Raw genomic sequence first — 20379 nt, 5'->3', positions numbered from 1 at the left:
GTCCCAGCCGCGGTCGCCGGGGAACTCGGTGATCGCGTCCACCCCTGAGGAGACCAGCTTCCACAGGTCCTCCGGCGACTCCACGCCGCCGGGGAACCGGCACGCCATCCCGACGATCGCCACCGGCTCGTGGCGGCGGCTCTCCTCGTCCGCCAGCCGCTGGCGGGTCTCGGTCAGCTCGACGGCGACCCGCTTCAGGTATTCGCGAAGCTTGTCCTCATTGGCCATGGCCAGGCCCTTCCAGGGAGGTCCTCAACGGGGATGTCATCGATCGGTTGTCGATCAAGGCGAAGATCTCCTCGTCCGATGCGGACACGATCTCCTCGGCGGCCCCGCCCGAGCCGGGTCGCGTGGTGGCCGGGTCGGCGGCCGAGCCGGCGCCGATCCTGGCCAGGGCGCTCTGGAGGATGGCGACGAGCCGGCGGCGGACGGCGTCCGCCTGGCCGTTCGCGGCCTGGAGCGTCGACTCGGCCTGGTCCACCGCGGCCCGCAGCGCGTCCTCGGGCGAGGGCCCGTCGGGGGCCAGCGAGTGGAACAGGTAGTCGGCGAGCGAGGTGACGGTGGGGTGGTCGAAGACAAGCGTGGCGGGCAGCCGCAGCCCGGTGTCGGCGCCGAGCCGGTTGCGCAGCTCGACGGCGGTCAGCGAGTCGAAGCCCAGCTCGTTGAAGGCGCGGTCCACCTCGACCTGGTCGGGGCTCGGGTGGGCGAGCACGGCGGCCACGTGGCCGCGGACGAGCTGGATGAGGTGCAGGCGGCCGTCCGCCTCGCTCATCGCGGCCAGCCGCTCGGCCAGCTCGGGGCCGTCCGCCGGGGCGGCCGCGGTGGCCTGGCGGGTCTGCGCCGCCGCCCGGCGGGGCGCGCGGACGAGTCCGCGCAGCACGGGCGGCAGGTCGTCGCGTTCGGCCCGGGCGCGGAGGCCGGCGTTGTCCCAGCGGGCGGCGACGACGAGCGGGCCGGGCGCGGTGAGGGCGGCGTCGAACAGGGCGAGGCCCTGCTGGACGTCGAGCGGGGCGATGCCGGCGCGCGCCAGCCTCGCCAGGTCGGCCTGGTCGAGCGTGCCGGTCATGCCGGAGTCGGCGTCCCACAGGCCCCAGGCGATGGAGACGGCGGGCAGTCCGAGGTCGCGGCGGTGCTCGGCGAGAGCGTCGAGGAAGGCGTTCGCGGCGGCGTAGTTGCCCTGCCCGGCGTTGCCCAGCACGCCCGCCACCGAGGAGAACAGCGCGAAGAGGGACAACGGGCGGTCGCGGGTCAGCTCGTGCAGGTGCCAGGCGGCGTCCGCCTTGGGGGCCAGCACGGACGCCACCCGGTCCGGGGTGAGGTCCTGCACGAGAGCGTCGTCCAGGATCCCGGCGGCGTGCACGACGCCGGTCAGGCGGGGCGCGGCGTCCAGCACCCGGCGCAGGGCCTCGCGGTCGCCGACGTCGCAGGCGGCGACGGTGACGTGCGCGCCCAGCTCCAGCTCGGCCGCCAGGTCGAGCGCCCGGCGCCTCGGGGCCGCGCCGGGACAGCAGGATCAGGTCGCGGACGCCGTGCCGCTCGGCCAGCCGCCGCGCCACCAGCGCGCCGAGGCCGCCGGTGCCGCCGGTGACGAGCACCGTCCCCGCCAGGCCGGAGGTGACCGGGTCGTGGGGGGCGCCTGTCTGATCGGGCGTGGTCGTCGTGGCGGGGTCGCGGCGGGTCAGCCGGGGCGCGCGCAGGGTGCCGCCGGTCGCGGCGAGCTGGGTCTCGCCGGCCGCGATCGCGGCGGCCAGCCGGTCCCAGGCCGTGAAGCCCGCCGGCAGCTCGGCCAGCGCGAACCGGCCGGGCTGCTCCGACTGCGCCGACCGCACCAGGCCCCGCACCGCCGCGCCGGCCAGGTCGCCGGGCCGGGTGACGAAGACCAGGCGGGAGCCCGTCAGCCGCTCGTCGCCGAGCCAGCCCTGCACCAGGTCGAGCGCCTCGCCGAGCGTGTCGTGCGCGGCGTACGGCAGGTCGCCGGGGTCGCCGCGCAGCGGGGCCAGGACCAGGTCGGGGGGCTCGCCCGCGGCCATGTCGGCGAGGGAGACCAGATCGTAGGAGCGGGGGGCGGCGATCCCCGCCGCGGCGAGCTCCGCCTCGACCTCGTCGGCGAGCGCGGCCACGCCGGTCACCGCCCAGCGCCGCCCGCCGGTGGCGGGCGCGGCCGCCTCCGTCCACTCGATCGTGTACGCGGGCACGGCGGCGGGGCCGGCGGCGGCGGTCCTGCGCAGCGCCAGCGTCTCGACGCCGCCCACCCATTGGCCCGAGGCGTCGAACAGGGCCAGCGCCACCCGGTCGTCGCCCAGGTCGTCGAGGCGGACGCGCAGCGTGCCCGCGCCGGAGGCGGCCATCCGCACGCCGCTCCACGAGAACGGCAGCAGCAGGCCGTCGGCGCCGGCCACGGCCAGGTGGAGCGCGGCGTCCAGCAGGGCCGGGTGCACGCCGAAGCCGGTCACGTCGAGCCCTTCGGGCGTCGCGACCTCGGCGTACGCGGGACCGCCGGGGACGCGCCAGGCGGCGAGCAGGCCGCGGAAGGCGGGGCCGTAGCCGTAGCCGCGGGCGGCGAGCCGTTCGTACAGGTCGCCGGAGTCCAGCTCGTCGCCCTCCGGCGGCCAGGACGGCAGGCGTTCGGCGGGGGGCGCGGGGGCGGTGGCGAGCAGGCCGTGCGCGTGCCGGGTCCAGGGGTCGTCGCCGGCGCGGCGGGCGTGCACGGCGAGGGCGCGGCGGCCGTGCTCGTCGGGGCCGCCGACGGTGACCTGCACCTCGGCCGGGCCGGTGTCCGGCAGGACCAGGGGGGCCTCCAGCGTCAGCTCCTCGACCAGGTCGCACCCGGCGCGGGCGGCGGCCTCCAGCGCCAGCTCGGCGAAGGCGGTGCCGGGCAGGAGCACGACGCCGTCCACGACGTGGTCGGCCAGCCAGGGGGCGGCGGCGCGGGACAGGCGGCCGGTCAGCAGGAAGCCGTCGTCGGCGGCCAGCGGGACGGCCTGGCCGAGCAGGGGGTGGCGGGCGGCGTCGGCGTCCAGCCAGTGGCGGGTGCGCTGGAAGGCGTAGGTGGGGGGCTGCTCGGCGGGACGGGGGCCGTCGCCGAGCACCGTGGCCCAGTCGACCGGCGCGCCCTCGGCCCACGCCTGGGCGAAGGAGGCGAGCAGGCGGGCGGGGCCGCCCTCGCCGCGCCGCAGGGTCCCGCACACTCCGGCGCCGGTGTCGCGGCAGATCTCGGTCACGTCGCCGACGAGCACCGGGTGCGGGCTGGCCTCGACGAACACCGGCCGGCCCGGCACCTGCGCGACCGCCGTCCGGATGGTGGGGTCGAAGCGCACCGGCAGGCACAGGTTGTCCACCCAGTAACGGCCGGTCAGCTCCGGCCCCTCCAGCACAGTTCCGGTCACCGAGGAGCAGAACGCCACCGTGGCCGGGCCCGGCCGGACATCGGCCAGCGCCTGGCCCAGCTCGCCCTCCAACGCGCGCATGTGCGGGGTGTGCGAGGCGTAGTCCACCGCGATCCGCCGCACCCGCGCCCCCGTCACCTCCTCCAAAGCCGCCGGGTCACCGGCCACCACGCAGCCGGCCGGGCTGGACTCCACCGCCACCCACAGCCGCTCACCGTCGATCAGCTCCCGCGCCACCGACGCCGGGACGTCCAGCGCCGCCATCGCGCCGGTGCCGGTCATCCGCTCCAGAGCGCGGCTGCGCAACACCACCACGCGGGCCGCGTCCCGCAGCGACAACGCGCCCGCCACACACGCCGCCGCGATCTCGCCCTGCGACTGGCCCACCACGAGCTGCGGCGACACCCCGGCCGCCGCCCACACCTCGGCCAGCGACACCATCACCGCCCACAACACCGGCTGCACCACGGCGGTCCCGGACAGCTCCGGCGCGCCCGCCTCCTGCCGCAACACCGCACTCGCCGTCCACCCGGTCAACGGCGCCAGCACCCGGTCACACCGCTCCAGCGCCGCCCGGAACACCGGGCACGCATCCAGCAGGCCGGTCGCCATGCCCGTCCACTGCGAGCCCTGGCCGGGGAAGACGAGCACGGTCCCGGTCTCGGCCGGGGCCACGCCGGTGATCACGGAGCTGTGGGGGCGGGCGGCGGCGAGCGCGTCGAGGCCGGCCAGCAGGTCGTCCCGGCCCTCCGCGACCACCACGGCGCGGTGCGCGAGCTTCGCCCGGCGGGCGAGGTCGCGGCCGGCTGCGGCCAGGTCGTCGTCCGCGAGGGTCGCCGCGTAGTCGCGGAGCCGGGCCGCCTGGGCGCGCAACGCCTGCCCGCTCTTGGCCGACACCACCCACACCAGCACACCCGCACCCGCCAACGGCTCACCCCGCGAAACCTCCTGCACGGGCGCCGACTCCACGATCACATGCGCGTTCGTGCCGCTCACCCCGAAACTCGACACCCCCGCCCGCGCCGCACCCCCCAACCGCACCGGCTCCGTCAGCAACCGCACCCCACCCGCCGACCAATCCACATGCGGCGTCGGCTCGCTGACGTGCAACGTCCGCGGCAACACCCCGTGCCGCAACGCCATCACCATCTTGATCACACCCGCCACCCCCGCCGCCGCCTGCGTGTGACCGATGTTCGACTTCAGCGAGCCGAGCCAGAGCGGGCGGCCGGCTGGCCGGTCCTGGCCGTAGGCGGCGATGACCGCCTCCGCCTCGATCGGGTCGCCGAGCCGGGTGCCGGTGCCGTGCGCCTCGACCGCGTCCACGTCGGCGGCCGACAGCCCGGCGTCGGCCAGGGCGCGCCGGATGACCTCCTGCTGGGCCTGGCCGCTGGGGGCGGTGAGGCCGTTGCTGGCGCCGTCCTGGTTGACCGCGCCGCCCCTGATCACGGCCAGCACGGGGTGGCCGCGGCGGCGGGCGTCGGACAGGCGCTCCAGGACGAGCACGCCCGCGCCCTCGGCCCAGCCGGTGCCGTCGGCGGCGGCGGAGAACGCCTTGCAGCGGCCGTCCGGGGCCAGGCCGCCCTGCCTGCTGAACTCCACGAACATGCCCGGGCTCGACATCACCGTCACGCCGCCCGCCAGCGCCAGCTCGCACTCGCCGCGCCGCAGCGCCTGCGTCGCGAGCACGATCGACACCAGCGAGGACGAGCACGCCGTGTCGGTGGTGATGGCCGGGCCGCGCAGGCCCAGGGTGTAGGCGACGCGGCCGGAGACGACGCTGAGCGCGGTGCCGGTGAGCAGGTGGCCGTCGGCGGCGCCGGTGGGCTGGTGCAGGCGGGGGCCGTACTCGGGGGCCATCGCGCCGGCGAACACGCCCGTGGATGAGCCGCGCAGCGCCGCCGGGTCGAGGCCGGCCCGTTCCAGGGCCTCCCAGCACACCTCCAGCAGCAGCCGCTGCTGGGGGTCCATGGCGGCGGCCTCGCGCGGGCTGATGCCGAAGAACGCGGCGTCGAACAGGTCGGCGTCGTGGACGAAACCGCCGTGCCTGGTGTCGCTGGCGCCCGGGCCGCCGGGGGCGAAGAGGGTGTCGAGGTCCCAGCCGCGGTTGGCGGGGAACTCGCCGACGGCGTCCGCGCCGGTCGCGACCAGCCGCCACAGGTCCTCCGGGGAGGCGACGCGGCCGGGGTAGCGGCAGCCGATGCCGATCACGGCGATCGCGTCGTCGTCGTGGTCGTCGTGGTCGGTCGGCGCGGCCCCGGCGGCGACCGTAACGGCCGCGGCGCTGGTGGTCGCCGGGGCGTCGGTGCCGGCGGCGAGCTGGGCGCAGAGGTGGTCGGTGAGGCGGTCGGGGCTCGGGTGGTCGAACAGGAGGCCGGTCGGGAGCCGCAGCCCGGTCGCCGTGCGCAGGCCGTCGCGCAGCTCGACGGCCGCCGCCGACTCCAGCCCGAGGTCCTTGAACGAGCGCCCGGGCGGCACCTCCGCCGGGTCGGCGTAGCCGAGCAGCCGGGCGGTCAGGTCCAGGACGAGGCGGCGCACCTCCTCACGCGAGCGGACCGGCGTCGCGGCGACGCGCTCGCGCGCCTCGGCACCTGCGTCGGGCGGGGTCGCGGCGGGCCCGGTCTCCCGCCGGACCGTGACGGCCGCGCGGGGCGGGGTGTGGGGGCGGCGCTGGAACGGGTACGTCGGCAGGTCCACCGTCCGCGCCCCCGGGCAGAGCCGCGACCAGTCCACCGGCGCGCCCCACACGTACCCCTGGGCCAGGGCGCGCGTCACCCGTCCCGGCCCGCCGTCGTCGCGGCGCAGGGTGCCGAGGGCGGTGACGTCCCGACCGGCGGCCTCCGCCGTCTCCTCCACGCCCGCCACCAGCACCGGGTGCGGGCTGCACTCCACGAACAGGTCGCAGCCGGCCGCCAGCGCCGCCCGCACGGCCGGCTCGAAGCGGACCGGGCGGCGCAGGCTGCGGTACCAGTAGGCGGCGTCGAGGCCGGCGGTGTCCATGGGCTCGCCGGTCAGCGTGGAGACGAACGTCGTGGCGGTGCTGACCGGCCGGATCGGGGCGAGCGCCGCCAGGACCTCGTCGCGTACCTGCTCGACCTCGGGCGAGTGCGAGGCGTAGTCCACCGGGAGGATCTTGGTGGGGTGGCCGTCGAGCCGGGCGGCGAGCGCGGTCAGGGCCTCGCGCGGGCCGGACACCACGACGGCGCGCGGCCCGTTGACGGCGGCGACGTGCACGGGCCCGGGCAGCCCCGCGGCGGCCTCCTCCACGACGGCGAGCGGCGCGGCCACGGACATCATGCCGCCCCGCCCGGCGATGCCCGCGATGGCGCGGCTGCGCAGGGCGACGACCCGGGCCGCGTCCTGGAGGGACAGGGCGCCGGCGACGGTGGCGGCGGCGATCTCGCCCTGGCTGTGGCCGACGACCACGCCGGGCTCGACGCCGTGGGCCCGCCACAGCTCGGCGAGGCCGACCATCACGGCCCACAGGGCGGGCTGGACGACGTCCACGCGGTCCAGGCCGGGGGCGCCGGGGCTGCCGCGGAGCACGTCCAGGAGGGAGAAGCCGGTGAAGGGGGCGAGCGCGCCGGCGCACTCGGCCAGGCGCGCGGCGAACGCGGGCGAGGCGGACAGCAGGTCGCGGGCCATGCCCGGCCACTGCGAGCCCTGCCCGGGGAAGACGAACGCGGTCCCGCCGCCGGTCGCGGTCCCGGTGACGAGCGCGTCGTGCGGGCGGCCGGCGGCCAGGGCGCGCAGCGCGGCCGCGCGGGTCTCGCGGTCGGCGGCGAGGACGACGGCGCGGCGTTCGAACGCCGACCGGGTGGCGGCCAGGCTGTACGCGACGTCGCCGGGCTCCGTCTCCGGGTCGGCGGCCAGGGCGGCCAGGCGGGCGGCCTGCTCCCGCAACGCCCCTTCGTCCCGCCCCGACACCACCCACGGCACCCCCGCCCCGGCCACCCGGAGTGGCGGTTCGGCGGTGAGGGGAGCGGACGGCCCGTCAGACGCTCCGGCGGCGGAGGAAGCGGGCGGCACAGCACGCCGTTCAGGGGCGGGGGGCTCGGTGAGGAGGAGGTGGCAGTTGGTGCCGCCCATGCCGAACGAGCTGACCCCCGCCACCGCCGGCGCCCCGTCCGCCCCCGGCCAGGGCCGGGCCGCCCGTACGACGTCCAGCCGCAGCTCGTCCAGGGGGATCTCGGGCGGCGGCGCGGTGAAGTGCAGGCTGGGCGGCAGCTCGCGGTGCTTGAGCGACAGCACCACCTTCAGCAGGCCGGCGATGCCCGCCGCGCCCTCCAGGTGGCCGATGTTGGTCTTGACCGAGCCGACCAGCAGCGGCTCGCCGTCGGGGCGGGCCGCGCCGTAGGCGGCGCCCAGGGCGGCGGCCTCCACCGGGTCGCCGACCTTGGTGCCGGTGCCGTGCAGCTCGACGTAGCGGACCTGCTCGGGCCGCACCCCGGCGCGGGCGCAGGCGAGCGTGATGACCTCCTGCTGGGCGCGGGCGCTGGGCACGGTGAGCCCGTCGCCGCCGCCGTCGTTGTTGACGGCGCCGCCGAGGAGCACCGCGTGCACGGGGTCGCCGGCCGCCACGGCGTCCGCCAGCCGTTTGAGGACGACCAGTGCGCCGCCCTCGCCGCGCACGTAGCCGTTGGCGCGGGCGTCGAAGACGTGGCAGCGGCCGTCGGGCGACAGCGCGCCGAAGCCGGCGATGGCCTCGGTGGTCTCGGGCAGCAGGTTGAGGTTGACGCCGCCGGCGAGGGCGAGGTCGCTCTCGCCGCGGCGCAGGCTCTCGGCCGCCATCCAGACGGCCACCAGCGACGACGACTGCCCGGTGTCGAGGGTCAGGCTGGGGCCGCGCAGGCCCAGCACGTACGACACCCGGTTGGCGATCATCGCCCGGTTCGCGCCCGTGTAGGCGTGCCGGCTGAGCGCGCCGAGGCCGAGCCGGTCCTGGAGGGCGGCGTAGTCGTTGGAGATGGCGCCGAGGAAGACGCCGGCGGCGCTGCCGCGCAGCGCGGCGGGCACGGCGCGGGCGCTCTCCAGCGCCTCCCAGGCGAGTTCGAGCGCCAGCCGCTGGTGCGGGTCCATGACGGCGGCCTCGTTGGGCGAGATGCCGAAGAAGGCGGCGTCGAAGCCGTCCACGTCGTCCAGGAACCCGCCGCGCGGGTGGGCGGCGCCCGGCGCCCGGCGGCCCTCCGGCGCTTCGGTGACCGCGTCCTCGCCCTCGCGCAGCAGCTCCCAGAACCGGCCGGGATCGGCGGCGCGCGGCAGCCGGCACGCCATGCCGACGACGGCGACGGCCACCGGCTCGTCCTGTACGGCCCCCTGCCTCGACTCACCAGCCATCAATGCGCCACCTCAAAGCCTCGGGAATCGTCGTTGCACGACGCCGGCGGTTTATCCGGACGGCCGCGTGGAATTACTCGACAGCCGTGCAGTTCGCGGCTATTACATAGACATTGCGACTTTAAGGTGGCGGTCCGCCCCGGCACACGCCCGCGCCGCCGGCATGAAGTTGCCGCCATTTGTGGCCACCGCTCCGCGCGCGTCCCGGTCTTGACCCCGGCCATTCGCCTCCGCGATGAATGACGGACGGGAAAAGGCTGCGGAGGGGGATGACCGATGTCCGTCGAGGCGCGGCTCAGCCATGGCCAGCTCTTCAGCTGGCGGGAGATCGAGCGGTATCCGGAGGACTGGCTGGCCGAGGCCAACCTGCCCAGCACCTGGGACCTGCGCGGCAGCTCGGTGGAGCACGTCCTGCGCACGCTGCGGCGGCTGATGGACCGCCACGAGGCGCTGCGCACGACGTACCACGTGGTGGGCGGCGCGCCGGTGCAGCGCGTGCACGCGGCGATCGAGCCGCCGGTCGAGGTCGTGGACCGGGTGGTGACCGACCCGGGCGAGCACGAGCTGACCAAGGCCGAGCTGCTGGCGGTGCCGTTCGCGATGGAGGGCGACCTGAACTGGCGGGGGCGGCTGGTCGCCATGCACGGCTCGCCGCTCTACCTGTCGCTGACGTTCTCGCACCTCATCGTGGACCTGTGGTCGATCCACCACGTCCAGGACCAGTTCAAGGCGCTGCTGGCCGACCCGGGCGCGACCGCCGTCACCGGGCCCGCGCCGCGCGAGCTCGCCCGGCGGCAGCGGGAGGAGTCGTGGCGGCCCCGGCAGGAGGGCGCGGAGCGCTACTGGCGGGGCGTGCTGGCGCAGGGCCTCACGGACGCCCTGCCCACGCTGCCGGCGAAGGCGAAGCGCAACCGGCTGGAGCTGACGCTGCACTCGCGCGCCCTCGGCGGGTGGGCGGCCGAGGCCGGGCGGGTGCACGGCGTGACGGCTCCCGCCGTGCTGATGGCGTTCGTGGCGGCGGGCCTGGCCCGGCACCTGGGCACCGACCGGGTCACGATGAGCCTGATGTCGTCCAACCGGTTCGCGCCCGAGGACCAGCACAACGTGGGCACGATGAACCAGCTCGTGCCGTTCGTCGCGGGCGCCGCTGCCGGGTCTCGGCGAGCTCGACGGTGGCCCGTCTGAGGTAGTCGCGGAGCTTGTCCTCGGTGCGCATGGGTGGTGCCTTCCGCTCACAGTTCGTTGTCGATGAGGGCGAAGATCTCCTCGTCCGAGGCGGCGTCGATCTTCTCCATGACGGTGTCGGGGGCGCTCTGGGGGGCGCCGAACCTGGCCAGGCCGCTCTGCAGCACGGCGACGAGCTTGCTGCGGATGGCCTCGCCGTCGTCCTTGGCGCTGCTGAGCATGGAGCCGACGCGTTCGAGCGCGCCGCGCAGCGTCTCCTCGGGCGAGGGGGCGGACGCGGCTGGGGCCAGCGTGCTGAACAGGTACTCGGCGAGCGCGCCGACCGTGGGGTGGTCGAAGACGAGCGTGGCGGGCAGCCGCAGCCCGGTGTCGGCGTTGAGCCGGTTGCGCAGCTCGACGGCGGTCAGGGAGTCGAAGCCGAGCTGGGTGAACGCCCGGTCGACGCTGATCTTCTCGGCGCTGCCGTGCGCGAGGACGACGGCGACGTGCCGGCGGACCCGGTCGGTGAGCAGCCGCAGCCCTTCCTCCCTGGTCAGCTCGGCCAGGCGGGACATCAGCGAGGACAGGCTCTCGCCCTGCTCGCCGCCGCCCGCGGCCCTCCTGGGCGTCCTGACCAGACCCTTGAGCAGGTGCGGCAGGTCGCCGTCCGCGGCGCGGGCGCGCAGCCCCGAGGTGTCCCAGCGCACGGCGACCACGACCGGGTCGGGCGCGGCCAGCGCGGCGTCGAACAGCGCGAGGCCTTGCTGGACGTCGAGCGGAGCGATGCCGGCGCGGGCCAGCCTCGCCAGGTCGGCCTGACCGAGGGTGCCGGACATGCCGGACTCGGTGTCCCACAGGCCCCACGCGATCGACACGCCGGGCAGGCCCAGGTCGCGGCGGTGCTCGGCGAGGGCGTCGAGGAAGGCGTTCGCGGCGGCGTAGTTGCCCTGCCCGGCGTTGCCCAGCACCCCGGCCAGGGACGAGAACAGCACGAACATCGACAGCGGCCGGTCGCGGGTCAGCTCGTGCAGGTGCCAGGCCGCGTCCGCCTTCGGGGCGAGCACGGCCGCGACGCGTTCCGGCGTCAGGTCCTCCACGAGGCCGTCGTCGAGGACGCCGGCCGCGTGCACGACCCCGGTCAGCAGCGGCACGGCGGCGAGCACCGACTCCAGCGCGGCCCGGTCGCCGGCGTCGCACGCCTTGACCGTGACGCGCGCCCCCAGCTCCTCCAGCCCGGCCGTCAGCTCGGCCACGCCGGGCGCCTCCGGGCCGCGGCGGGACAGCAGCAGCAGGTCGCGGACGCCGTGCCGCTCCACCAGCCGCCGCGCGACCAGCGCGCCGAGCCCGCTGGTGCCGCCCGTCACCAGCACCGTCCCCGGCAGGTCGGGCGAGGCCGCCGGGGCGGGCTCGCGCCGGGCCAGGCGCGGCACCAGGAGCCGGCCGGCGCGGACCCGGACCTCCGGCTCGCCGACGGCGGCGACCCGCGACCAGTCCGCGTGCCCCTCCTCGGCCTCGGCCAGCACGAACCGGCCCGGCTGCTCGGCCTGCGCCGCCCGCACCAGACCCCGCACGGCGGCGCCGGCCAGGTCTCCCGGCCGGGTGACGAACATCAGCCTCGACCCGGCCAGCCGCTCGTCCTGGACGGCGTCCAGCACCTGCGCGGTGAGCCGCCGCAGCGCGGCGGGCACGCCGTCGCGGCCGCTCGCGCACGGGATGACGACGGCGTCGGCGTCGCCGGGCTCGGCGGCGGCCTCCACCCAGTCCACGCCGTAGGCGGCGGGCGCGGCGGCCCGGCCGAGCGCGCCCGCGGGCAGCGGCCGGGTGCGGACCGAGGCCAGCGCGAACGCGGGCCGCCCCGACGGGTCGGCGGCCTCGACGGCCCACCCGTCGCCGCCGGCGGGGGTGAGCCGCACCCGCAGCCGGGTGGCCCCGGCGGCGAGCAGGCGCACCCGGCGCAGCTCGAACGGCAGCCGCAGGCCGTCCCCCGGCTGGTCGCCGGCGACCAGCAGCGGGTGGAACAGGGCGTCCAGCAGGGCCGGGTGGATGCCGTAGCCGTCCGGGTCCACGTCGCCGGGCAGCTCCACCTCGGCGTACAGGTCCTCGCCGCGCCGCCAGGCGGCCCGCAGGCCCTGGAAGGCTGGGCCGTACTCGTAGCCCTGCTCGGCCAGGCGCTCGTACCCGCCGGACAGCTCGACCGGGGCGGCGTCGGCGGGCGGCCAGGCGGCGGCCCAGGCGGCGGGGGCGTCGCCGGCCTGGTCCTGGGCGAGCAGCCCGGACAGGTGGCGGGTCCAGGCGGCCTCGGGGTCGCCGGCCGGGCGGGAGTGCACCCGGACGGGCCGCGCGCCCGAGGCGTCCGGCGGCTCGACGACGACCTGCACGGCGACGTCGCCGCGCTCGGGCAGGATCAGCGGCGCCTCGAACATCAGCTCCTCGGCCAGCCCGTGCCCGGTGCGGGCGCCGGCGGCCAGGGCGAGGTCGGCGAGCGCCGCGCCCGGCACCACGACGGACCCGGCCACGACGTGCTCGGCCAGCCAGGGGGCGGCGGCGGCCGACAGGCGGCCGGTGAGCGCCACGGGCCCGTTGTCGGCCAGCTCCACGGCCGCGCCGAGCAGCGGGTGCCCGGCCTCGTGCAGCCCGGCGGCGGACAGGTCGGCGCCGCGGGCGGGCGCGCCGAGCCAGAAGCGCTCGCGTTCATAGGCGTAGCCGGGCAGGTCGACGCGGCGGCCGTGGCGGGCCAGCTCAGCCCAGTCGACCTCGGCCCCGGCGGCCCAGGCGGCGGCGAGGCAGGCCGCCAGGGCGTCCGCCTCGTCGTGGTCGCGGCGGTGCAGGGCGAGGATCACGGCGTCCTCGCGGGTGACGCAGTCGTGCGCCATGCCGGCGAGCACGGCCTGCGGCCCGACCTCCAGGTAGACGCCGGCGCCGCCCTCCTCCAGCGCGCCGACGGCCTCGTGGAACAGGACCGGCCGCCGGATCTGGTCGAGCCAGTAGCCGGGGTCCGACCAGTCGCCGGGGGTGCCGGTGACGTACGGCACCTGGCGGCGGCCGAACGTGACCCCGGCCAGCTCGCCGGCGAACGCGGCCAGCATCGGCTCCATGAGCGGCGAGTGGAAGGCGTGGCTGACCGGGAGCCTGCGGACGCGGCGGCCCTGCGCCCGCCACTGCTCGGCGACGGCCAGGCAGGGCCGCTCGGCGCCGGAGATCACGACGCTCGCGGGGCCGTTGACGGCGGCGATGCCGACCTGGTCGGCCAGCCCGGCGAGGGTGGGCGCGACCTCGTCGGCGCCGGCGTTGACGGCGACCATGGCGCCCGGCTCGCACAGCTCGCGCATGAGCCGGCCGCGGGCGGCGATCAGGCGGGCCGCGTCGGCGAGCGACCAGACGCCGGCGACGTGCGCGGCGGCGTACTCGCCGACGGAGTGCCCGGCGACCACGGCGGGCCGCACGCCCAGGGACTCCAGCAGCCGGTGGGCGGCCACCTCGAAGGCGAACAGCGCGGGCTGGGTGTAGGCGGTGTCGTTGAGCAGCTCGGCCCCGGGGCTGCCGGGCTCGGCCCACATGACGTCGCGCAGCGGGCGGTCCAGGTGGGGGGCGAGCGCGGCCAGCACCTCGTCGAGCGCGGCGGCGAACACCGGGGAGGCGGCGGCGAGGCCGCGTCCCATGCCGGGCCGCTGCCCGCCCTGGCCGGTGAACAGGAACGCCGGGCGGGGCTGCTCGCCGGCGACGCCCTCGACGACGTCGGGGACGTTCTCGCCGCGGGCGTAGCGGGCCAGCCGGTCGGTCAGGGCGTCGTGGTCGCGGCCGAGCACAACGGCGCGCTGCGGGAGGGCGGCGCGGCCAGCCAGGGAGCGGGCGACGTCGGCCGGGTCGGGCCGCTCCCCCTCGGTGACGCGGGCGTGCAGCCGCGCCGCCTGCGCGGCCAGCGCCTCGGCCGCGGGCGCTGATGGGCCAGGCGAGCGGGCCGGTGAAGGCGGGGGCGGGGCGCGGCCCGGGGGCGGGCTCGTACTCCTCGACGATGGCGTGGGCGTTGGTGCCGCTGATACCGAAGCTGGACACCCCGGCCCGGCGCGGCTGCTCGCCGCGCGCCCAGCCGGCCTGCTCGGTGAGCAGCCGGACGTTGCCCGCGGACCAGTCCACGTGCGGGGTGGGCTCGGTGACGTGCAGGGTGCGCGGCAGGACGCCGTGCCGCATGGCCATGACCATCTTGATCACGCCGGCCACGCCGGCGGCGGCCTGGGTGTGGCCGATGTTGGACTTGACCGAGCCGAGCCAGAGCGGCCGGTCGGCGGGGCGCATCCGGCCGTAGGTGGCGAGGAGGGCCTGGGCCTCGATGGGGTCGCCGAGGGTGGTGCCGGTGCCGTGCGCCTCGACGGCGTCGATGTCGCGGGTGTCGAGCAGGGCGTCGGCGAGCGCCTGCTGGATGACGCGCTCCTGGGCGGGGCCGCTGGGGGCGGTCATGCCGTTGCTGGCGCCGTCCTGGTTGATCGCGGTGCCGCGGACGACGGCGAGGATGCGCCGGTTGTTGCGGCGGGCCTGGGACAGGCGTTCCAGGACGAGCACGCCGACGCCCTCGGCCCAGGCGGCCCCGTCGGCGGTGGCGGAGAACGACTTGCACCGCCCGTCGGGGGCGAGGCCGCGCTGGCGGCAGAACTCGACGAAGGCGTCCGGCGAGGCGAGCACGGTGACGCCGCCGGCCAGCGCGAGCGCGCACTCGCCGCGCCGCAGCGCCTGCACGGCCAGGTGCAGCGCGACCAGCGAGGACGAGCACGCCGTGTCGACGGTCAGCGACGGCCCCTCCAGCCCGAGGGTGTAGGAGACCCGGCCGGACAGCACGCTCGGCGTGCTGGAGGTGAGCAGGCTGCCCTCCAGCGACGGCGGGACGGCGCCGTGCATGAAGCGGGAGGAGTAGTCGTTGTGCATGTTGCCGGCGTAGACGCCGGTCTCGCTGCCGCGCAGGCGGGCGGGGTCGATGCCGGCGTGCTCCAGGGCGTCCCAGGACGACTCCAGGAACAGCCGGTGCTGCGGGTCGGTGGCGAGGGCGCTGCGCGGGCTCATGCCGAAGAACGCCGCGTCGAAGTCGGCCGCGTCGGGCAGGAAGCCGCCGTGCCGGGTGGAGGACTTGCCGAGCGCCTCGGGGTCGGGGTCGTACAGCCCCTCCACGTCCCAGCCGCGGTCGTCGGGGAACTCGCCGATCGCGTCCACCCCGCCCGCGACCAGCTCCCACAGGTCCTCCGGCGAGCGCACGCCACCCGGGAACCGGCACGCCATGCCGACGATCGCCACCGGCTCGTGCCGGCGGCTCTCCTCGTCCGCCAGCCGCTGCCGGGTCTCGGCGAGCTCGACGGTGGCCCGTCTGAGGTAGTCGCGGAGCTTGTCCTCGGTGCGCATGGGTGGTGCCTTCCGCTCACAGTTCGTTGTCGATGAGGGCGAAGATCTCCTCGTCCGAGGCGGCGTCGATCTTCTCCATGACGGTGTCGGGGGCGCTCTGGGGGGCGCCGAACCTGGCCAGGCCGCTCTGCAGCACGGCGACGAGCTTGCTGCGGATGGCCTCGCCGTCGTCCTTGGCGCTGCTGAGCATGGAGCCGACGCGTTCGAGCGCGCCGCGCAGCGTCTCCTCGGGCGAGGGGGCGGACGCGGCTGGGGCCAGCGTGCTGAACAGGTACTCGGCGAGCGCGCCGACCGTGGGGTGGTCGAAGACGAGCGTGGCGGGCAGCCGCAGCCCGGTGTCGGCGTTGAGCCGGTTGCGCAGCTCGACGGCGGTCAGGGAGTCGAAGCCGAGCTGGGTGAACGCCCGGTCGACGCTGATCTTCTCGGCGCTGCCGTGCGCGAGGACGACGGCGACGTGCCGGCGGACCCGGTCGGTGAGCAGCCGCAGCCCTTCCTCCCTGGTCAGCTCGGCCAGGCGGGACATCAGCGAGGACAGGCTCTCGCCCTGCTCGCCGCCGCCCGCGGCCCTCCTGGGCGTCCTGACCAGACCCTTGAGCAGGTGCGGCAGGTCGCCGTCCGCGGCGCGGGCGCGCAGCCCCGAGGTGTCCCAGCGCACGGCGACCACGACCGGGTCGGGCGCGGCCAGCGCGGCGTCGAACAGCGCGAGGCCTTGCTGGACGTCGAGCGGAGCGATGCCGGCGCGGGCCAGCCTCGCCAGGTCGGCCTGACCGAGGGTGCCGGACATGCCGGACTCGGTGTCCCACAGGCCCCACGCGATCGACACGCCGGGCAGGCCCAGGTCGCGGCGGTGCTCGGCGAGGGCGTCGAGGAAGGCGTTCGCGGCGGCGTAGTTGCCCTGCCCGGCGTTGCCCAGCACCCCGGCCAGGGACGAGAACAGCACGAACATCGACAGCGGCCGGTCGCGGGTCAGCTCGTGCAGGTGCCAGGCCGCGTCCGCCTTCGGGGCGAGCACGGCCGCGACGCGTTCCGGCGTCAGGTCCTCCACGAGGCCGTCGTCGAGGACGCCGGCCGCGTGCACGACCCCGGTCAGCAGCGGCACGGCGGCGAGCACCGACTCCAGCGCGGCCCGGTCGCCGGCGTCGCACGCCTTGACCGTGACGCGCGCCCCCAGCTCCTCCAGCCCGGCCGTCAGCTCGGCCACGCCGGGCGCCTCCGGGCCGCGGCGGGACAGCAGCAGCAGGTCGCGGACGCCGTGCCGCTCCACCAGCCGCCGCGCGACCAGCGCGCCGAGCCCGCTGGTGCCGCCCGTCACCAGCACCGTCCCCGGCAGGTCGGGCGAGGCCGCCGGGGCGGGCTCGCGCCGGGCCAGGCGCGGCACCAGGAGCCGGCCGGCGCGGACCCGGACCTCCGGCTCGCCGACGGCGGCGACCCGCGACCAGTCCGCGTGCCCCTCCTCGGCCTCGGCCAGCACGAACCGGCCCGGCTGCTCGGCCTGCGCCGCCCGCACCAGACCCCGCACGGCGGCGCCGGCCAGGTCTCCCGGCCGGGTGACGAACATCAGCCTCGACCCGGCCAGCCGCTCGTCCTGGACGGCGTCCAGCACCTGCGCGGTGAGCCGCCGCAGCGCGGCGGGCACGCCGTCGCGGCCGCTCGCGCACGGGATGACGACGGCGTCGGCGTCGCCGGGCTCGGCGGCGGCCTCCACCCAGTCCACGCCGTAGGCGGCGGGCGCGGCGGCCCGGCCGAGCGCGCCCGCGGGCAGCGGCCGGGTGCGGACCGAGGCCAGCGCGAACGCGGGCCGCCCCGACGGGTCGGCGGCCTCGACGGCCCACCCGTCGCCGCCGGCGGGGGTGAGCCGCACCCGCAGCCGGGTGGCCCCGGCGGCGAGCAGGCGCACCCGGCGCAGCTCGAACGGCAGCCGCAGGCCGTCCCCCGGCTGGTCGCCGGCGACCAGCAGCGGGTGGAACAGGGCGTCCAGCAGGGCCGGGTGGATGCCGTAGCCGTCCGGGTCCACGTCGCCGGGCAGCTCCACCTCGGCGTACAGGTCCTCGCCGCGCCGCCAGGCGGCCCGCAGGCCCTGGAAGGCTGGGCCGTACTCGTAGCCCTGCTCGGCCAGGCGCTCGTACCCGCCGGACAGCTCGACCGGGGCGGCGTCGGCGGGCGGCCAGGCGGCGGCCCAGGCGGCGGGGGCGTCGCCGGCCTGGTCCTGGGCGAGCAGCCCGGACAGGTGGCGGGTCCAGGCGGCCTCGGGGTCGCCGGCCGGGCGGGAGTGCACCCGGACGGGCCGCGCGCCCGAGGCGTCCGGCGGCTCGACGACGACCTGCACGGCGACGTCGCCGCGCTCGGGCAGGATCAGCGGCGCCTCGAACATCAGCTCCTCGGCCAGCCCGTGCCCGGTGCGGGCGCCGGCGGCCAGGGCGAGGTCGGCGAGCGCCGCGCCCGGCACCACGACGGACCCGGCCACGACGTGCTCGGCCAGCCAGGGGGCGGCGGCGGCCGACAGGCGGCCGGTGAGCGCCACGGGCCCGTTGTCGGCCAGCTCCACGGCCGCGCCGAGCAGCGGGTGCCCGGCCTCGTGCAGCCCGGCGGCGGACAGGTCGGCGCCGCGGGCGGGCGCGCCGAGCCAGAAGCGCTCGCGTTCATAGGCGTAGCCGGGCAGGTCGACGCGGCGGCCGTGGCGGGCCAGCTCAGCCCAGTCGACCTCGGCCCCGGCGGCCCAGGCGGCGGCGAGGCAGGCCGCCAGGGCGTCCGCCTCGTCGTGGTCGCGGCGGTGCAGGGCGAGGATCACGGCGTCCTCGCGGGTGACGCAGTCGTGCGCCATGCCGGCGAGCACGGCCTGCGGCCCGACCTCCAGGTAGACGCCGGCGCCGCCCTCCTCCAGCGCGCCGACGGCCTCGTGGAACAGGACCGGCCGCCGGATCTGGTCGAGCCAGTAGCCGGGGTCCGACCAGTCGCCGGGGGTGCCGGTGACGTACGGCACCTGGCGGCGGCCGAACGTGACCCCGGCCAGCTCGCCGGCGAACGCGGCCAGCATCGGCTCCATGAGCGGCGAGTGGAAGGCGTGGCTGACCGGGAGCCTGCGGACGCGGCGGCCCTGCGCCCGCCACTGCTCGGCGACGGCCAGGCAGGGCCGCTCGGCGCCGGAGATCACGACGCTCGCGGGGCCGTTGACGGCGGCGATGCCGACCTGGTCGGCCAGCCCGGCGAGGGTGGGCGCGACCTCGTCGGCGCCGGCGTTGACGGCGACCATGGCGCCCGGCTCGCACAGCTCGCGCATGAGCCGGCCGCGGGCGGCGATCAGGCGGGCCGCGTCGGCGAGCGACCAGACGCCGGCGACGTGCGCGGCGGCGTACTCGCCGACGGAGTGCCCGGCGACCACGGCGGGCCGCACGCCCAGGGACTCCAGCAGCCGGTGGGCGGCCACCTCGAAGGCGAACAGCGCGGGCTGGGTGTAGGCGGTGTCGTTGAGCAGCTCGGCCCCGGGGCTGCCGGGCTCGGCCCACATGACGTCGCGCAGCGGGCGGTCCAGGTGGGGGGCGAGCGCGGCCAGCACCTCGTCGAGCGCGGCGGCGAACACCGGGGAGGCGGCGGCGAGGCCGCGTCCCATGCCGGGCCGCTGCCCGCCCTGGCCGGTGAACAGGAACGCCGGGCGGGGCTGCTCGCCGGCGACGCCCTCGACGACGTCGGGGACGTTCTCGCCGCGGGCGTAGCGGGCCAGCCGGTCGGTCAGGGCGTCGTGGTCGCGGCCGAGCACAACGGCGCGCTGCGGGAGGGCGGCGCGGCCAGCCAGGGAGCGGGCGACGTCGGCCGGGTCGGGCCGCTCCCCCTCGGTGACGCGGGCGTGCAGCCGCGCCGCCTGCGCGGCCAGCGCCTTCGGGCCGCGGGCGCTGATGGGCCAGGCGAGCGGGCCGGTGAAGGCGGGGGCGGGGCGCGGCCCGGGGGCGGGCTCGTACTCCTCGACGATGGCGTGGGCGTTGGTGCCGCTGATACCGAAGCTGGACACCCCGGCCCGGCGCGGCTGCTCGCCGCGCGCCCAGCCGGCCTGCTCGGTGAGCAGCCGGACGTTGCCCGCGGACCAGTCCACGTGCGGGGTGGGCTCGGTGACGTGCAGGGTGCGCGGCAGGACGCCGTGCCGCATGGCCATGACCATCTTGATCACGCCGGCCACGCCGGCGGCGGCCTGGGTGTGGCCGATGTTGGACTTGACCGAGCCGAGCCAGAGCGGCCGGTCGGCGGGGCGCATCCGGCCGTAGGTGGCGAGGAGGGCCTGGGCCTCGATGGGGTCGCCGAGGGTGGTGCCGGTGCCGTGCGCCTCGACGGCGTCGATGTCGCGGGTGTCGAGCAGGGCGTCGGCGAGCGCCTGCTGGATGACGCGCTCCTGGGCGGGGCCGCTGGGGGCGGTCATGCCGTTGCTGGCGCCGTCCTGGTTGATCGCGGTGCCGCGGACGACGGCGAGGATGCGCCGGTTGTTGCGGCGGGCCTGGGACAGGCGTTCCAGGACGAGCACGCCGACGCCCTCGGCCCAGGCGGCCCCGTCGGCGGTGGCGGAGAACGACTTGCACCGCCCGTCGGGGGCGAGGCCGCGCTGGCGGCAGAACTCGACGAAGGCGTCCGGCGAGGCGAGCACGGTGACGCCGCCGGCCAGCGCGAGCGCGCACTCGCCGCGCCGCAGCGCCTGCACGGCCAGGTGCAGCGCGACCAGCGAGGACGAGCACGCCGTGTCGACGGTCAGCGACGGCCCCTCCAGCCCGAGGGTGTAGGAGACCCGGCCGGACAGCACGCTCGGCGTGCTGGAGGTGAGCAGGCTGCCCTCCAGCGACGGCGGGACGGCGCCGTGCATGAAGCGGGAGGAGTAGTCGTTGTGCATGTTGCCGGCGTAGACGCCGGTCTCGCTGCCGCGCAGGCGGGCGGGGTCGATGCCGGCGTGCTCCAGGGCGTCCCAGGACGACTCCAGGAACAGCCGGTGCTGCGGGTCGGTGGCGAGGGCGCTGCGCGGGCTCATGCCGAAGAACGCCGCGTCGAAGTCGCCCGCGTCGTGCAGGAAGCCGCCGTGCCGCGTGTACGTCTTCCCGATCGCCTCGGGGTCGGGGTCGTACAGCCCGTCCAC

General features: G+C 77.4%; 5 protein-coding genes and 4 pseudogenes. 2 read left to right on the top strand and 7 right to left on the bottom strand.

Annotated elements, in window-relative coordinates; translation table 11 throughout:
* The 3 genes and pseudogenes from MF672_RS50940 to MF672_RS50930 form a co-directional block, all read right to left on the bottom strand.
* A partial coding sequence (locus tag MF672_RS50940) for a beta-ketoacyl synthase N-terminal-like domain-containing protein (RefSeq protein ID WP_247815855.1) occupies positions 1-228 on the bottom strand: 228 nt, incomplete at its 3' end.
* Positions 218-1541 (bottom strand): annotated as a pseudogene (locus MF672_RS52500) (type I polyketide synthase); the annotation flags it as partial. The gene MF672_RS50940 and the pseudogene MF672_RS52500, both read right to left, overlap by 11 nt.
* Before the next feature lie 198 nt (positions 1542-1739).
* Positions 1740-8723, bottom strand: a pseudogene (locus MF672_RS50930) (type I polyketide synthase); the annotation flags it as partial.
* Between the two features lie 276 nt (positions 8724-8999).
* On the opposite strand from MF672_RS50930, the pseudogene MF672_RS50925 reads away from it, so the two are divergent.
* Positions 9000-9848 (top strand): annotated as a pseudogene (locus tag MF672_RS50925) (condensation domain-containing protein); the annotation flags it as partial.
* Here MF672_RS50925 and MF672_RS52425 read toward each other — a convergent pair.
* Together MF672_RS52425 and MF672_RS50920 are read right to left on the bottom strand one after the other, a co-directional pair.
* Positions 9775-9939 carry a polyketide synthase docking domain-containing protein gene (locus MF672_RS52425; RefSeq protein ID WP_407654838.1) on the bottom strand — a complete coding sequence of 55 codons (165 nt, stop codon included), beginning with the start codon at positions 9937-9939 and terminating at the stop codon, positions 9775-9777. The pseudogene MF672_RS50925 and the gene MF672_RS52425 sit on opposite strands and share 74 nt — an antisense overlap.
* Positions 9940-9955: 16 nt before the next feature.
* On the bottom strand, positions 9956-13693 hold the full coding sequence (locus MF672_RS50920) for a type I polyketide synthase (protein ID WP_247815853.1): 3738 nt from the start codon (positions 13691-13693) through the stop codon (positions 9956-9958).
* On the opposite strand from MF672_RS50920, the gene MF672_RS52495 reads away from it, so the two are divergent.
* The gene (locus MF672_RS52495) at positions 13676-13828 is read left to right on the top strand and encodes a hypothetical protein (protein WP_247815852.1); all 153 of its coding nucleotides are present in this window, start codon (positions 13676-13678) and stop codon (positions 13826-13828) included. The two genes, MF672_RS50920 and MF672_RS52495, sit on opposite strands and share 18 nt — an antisense overlap.
* Here the strand turns inward: MF672_RS52495 and MF672_RS52490 are convergent.
* Positions 13818-15272: pseudogene (locus tag MF672_RS52490) on the bottom strand (type I polyketide synthase); the annotation flags it as partial. The gene MF672_RS52495 and the pseudogene MF672_RS52490 sit on opposite strands and share 11 nt — an antisense overlap.
* A gap of 16 nt (positions 15273-15288) precedes the next feature.
* On the bottom strand, positions 15289-20379 hold a 5091-nt coding region (locus tag MF672_RS50905), incomplete at its 5' end, for a type I polyketide synthase (protein WP_247815851.1).

It is taken from the genome of Actinomadura luzonensis, assembly GCF_022664455.2.
GTDB classification, from domain to species: domain Bacteria; phylum Actinomycetota; class Actinomycetes; order Streptosporangiales; family Streptosporangiaceae; genus Nonomuraea; species Nonomuraea luzonensis.
The sequence above is the reverse complement of the archived record's forward strand: the minus strand, read 5'-3'. Positions and strand labels throughout refer to the sequence as shown.

Bases quoted from the DNA above. Each gene is read 5' to 3' on its own strand.
- MF672_RS52425 (WP_407654838.1), bottom strand. From the start codon at position 9,939: ATGCGCACCGAGGACAAGCTCCGCGACTACCTCAGACGGGCCACCGTC.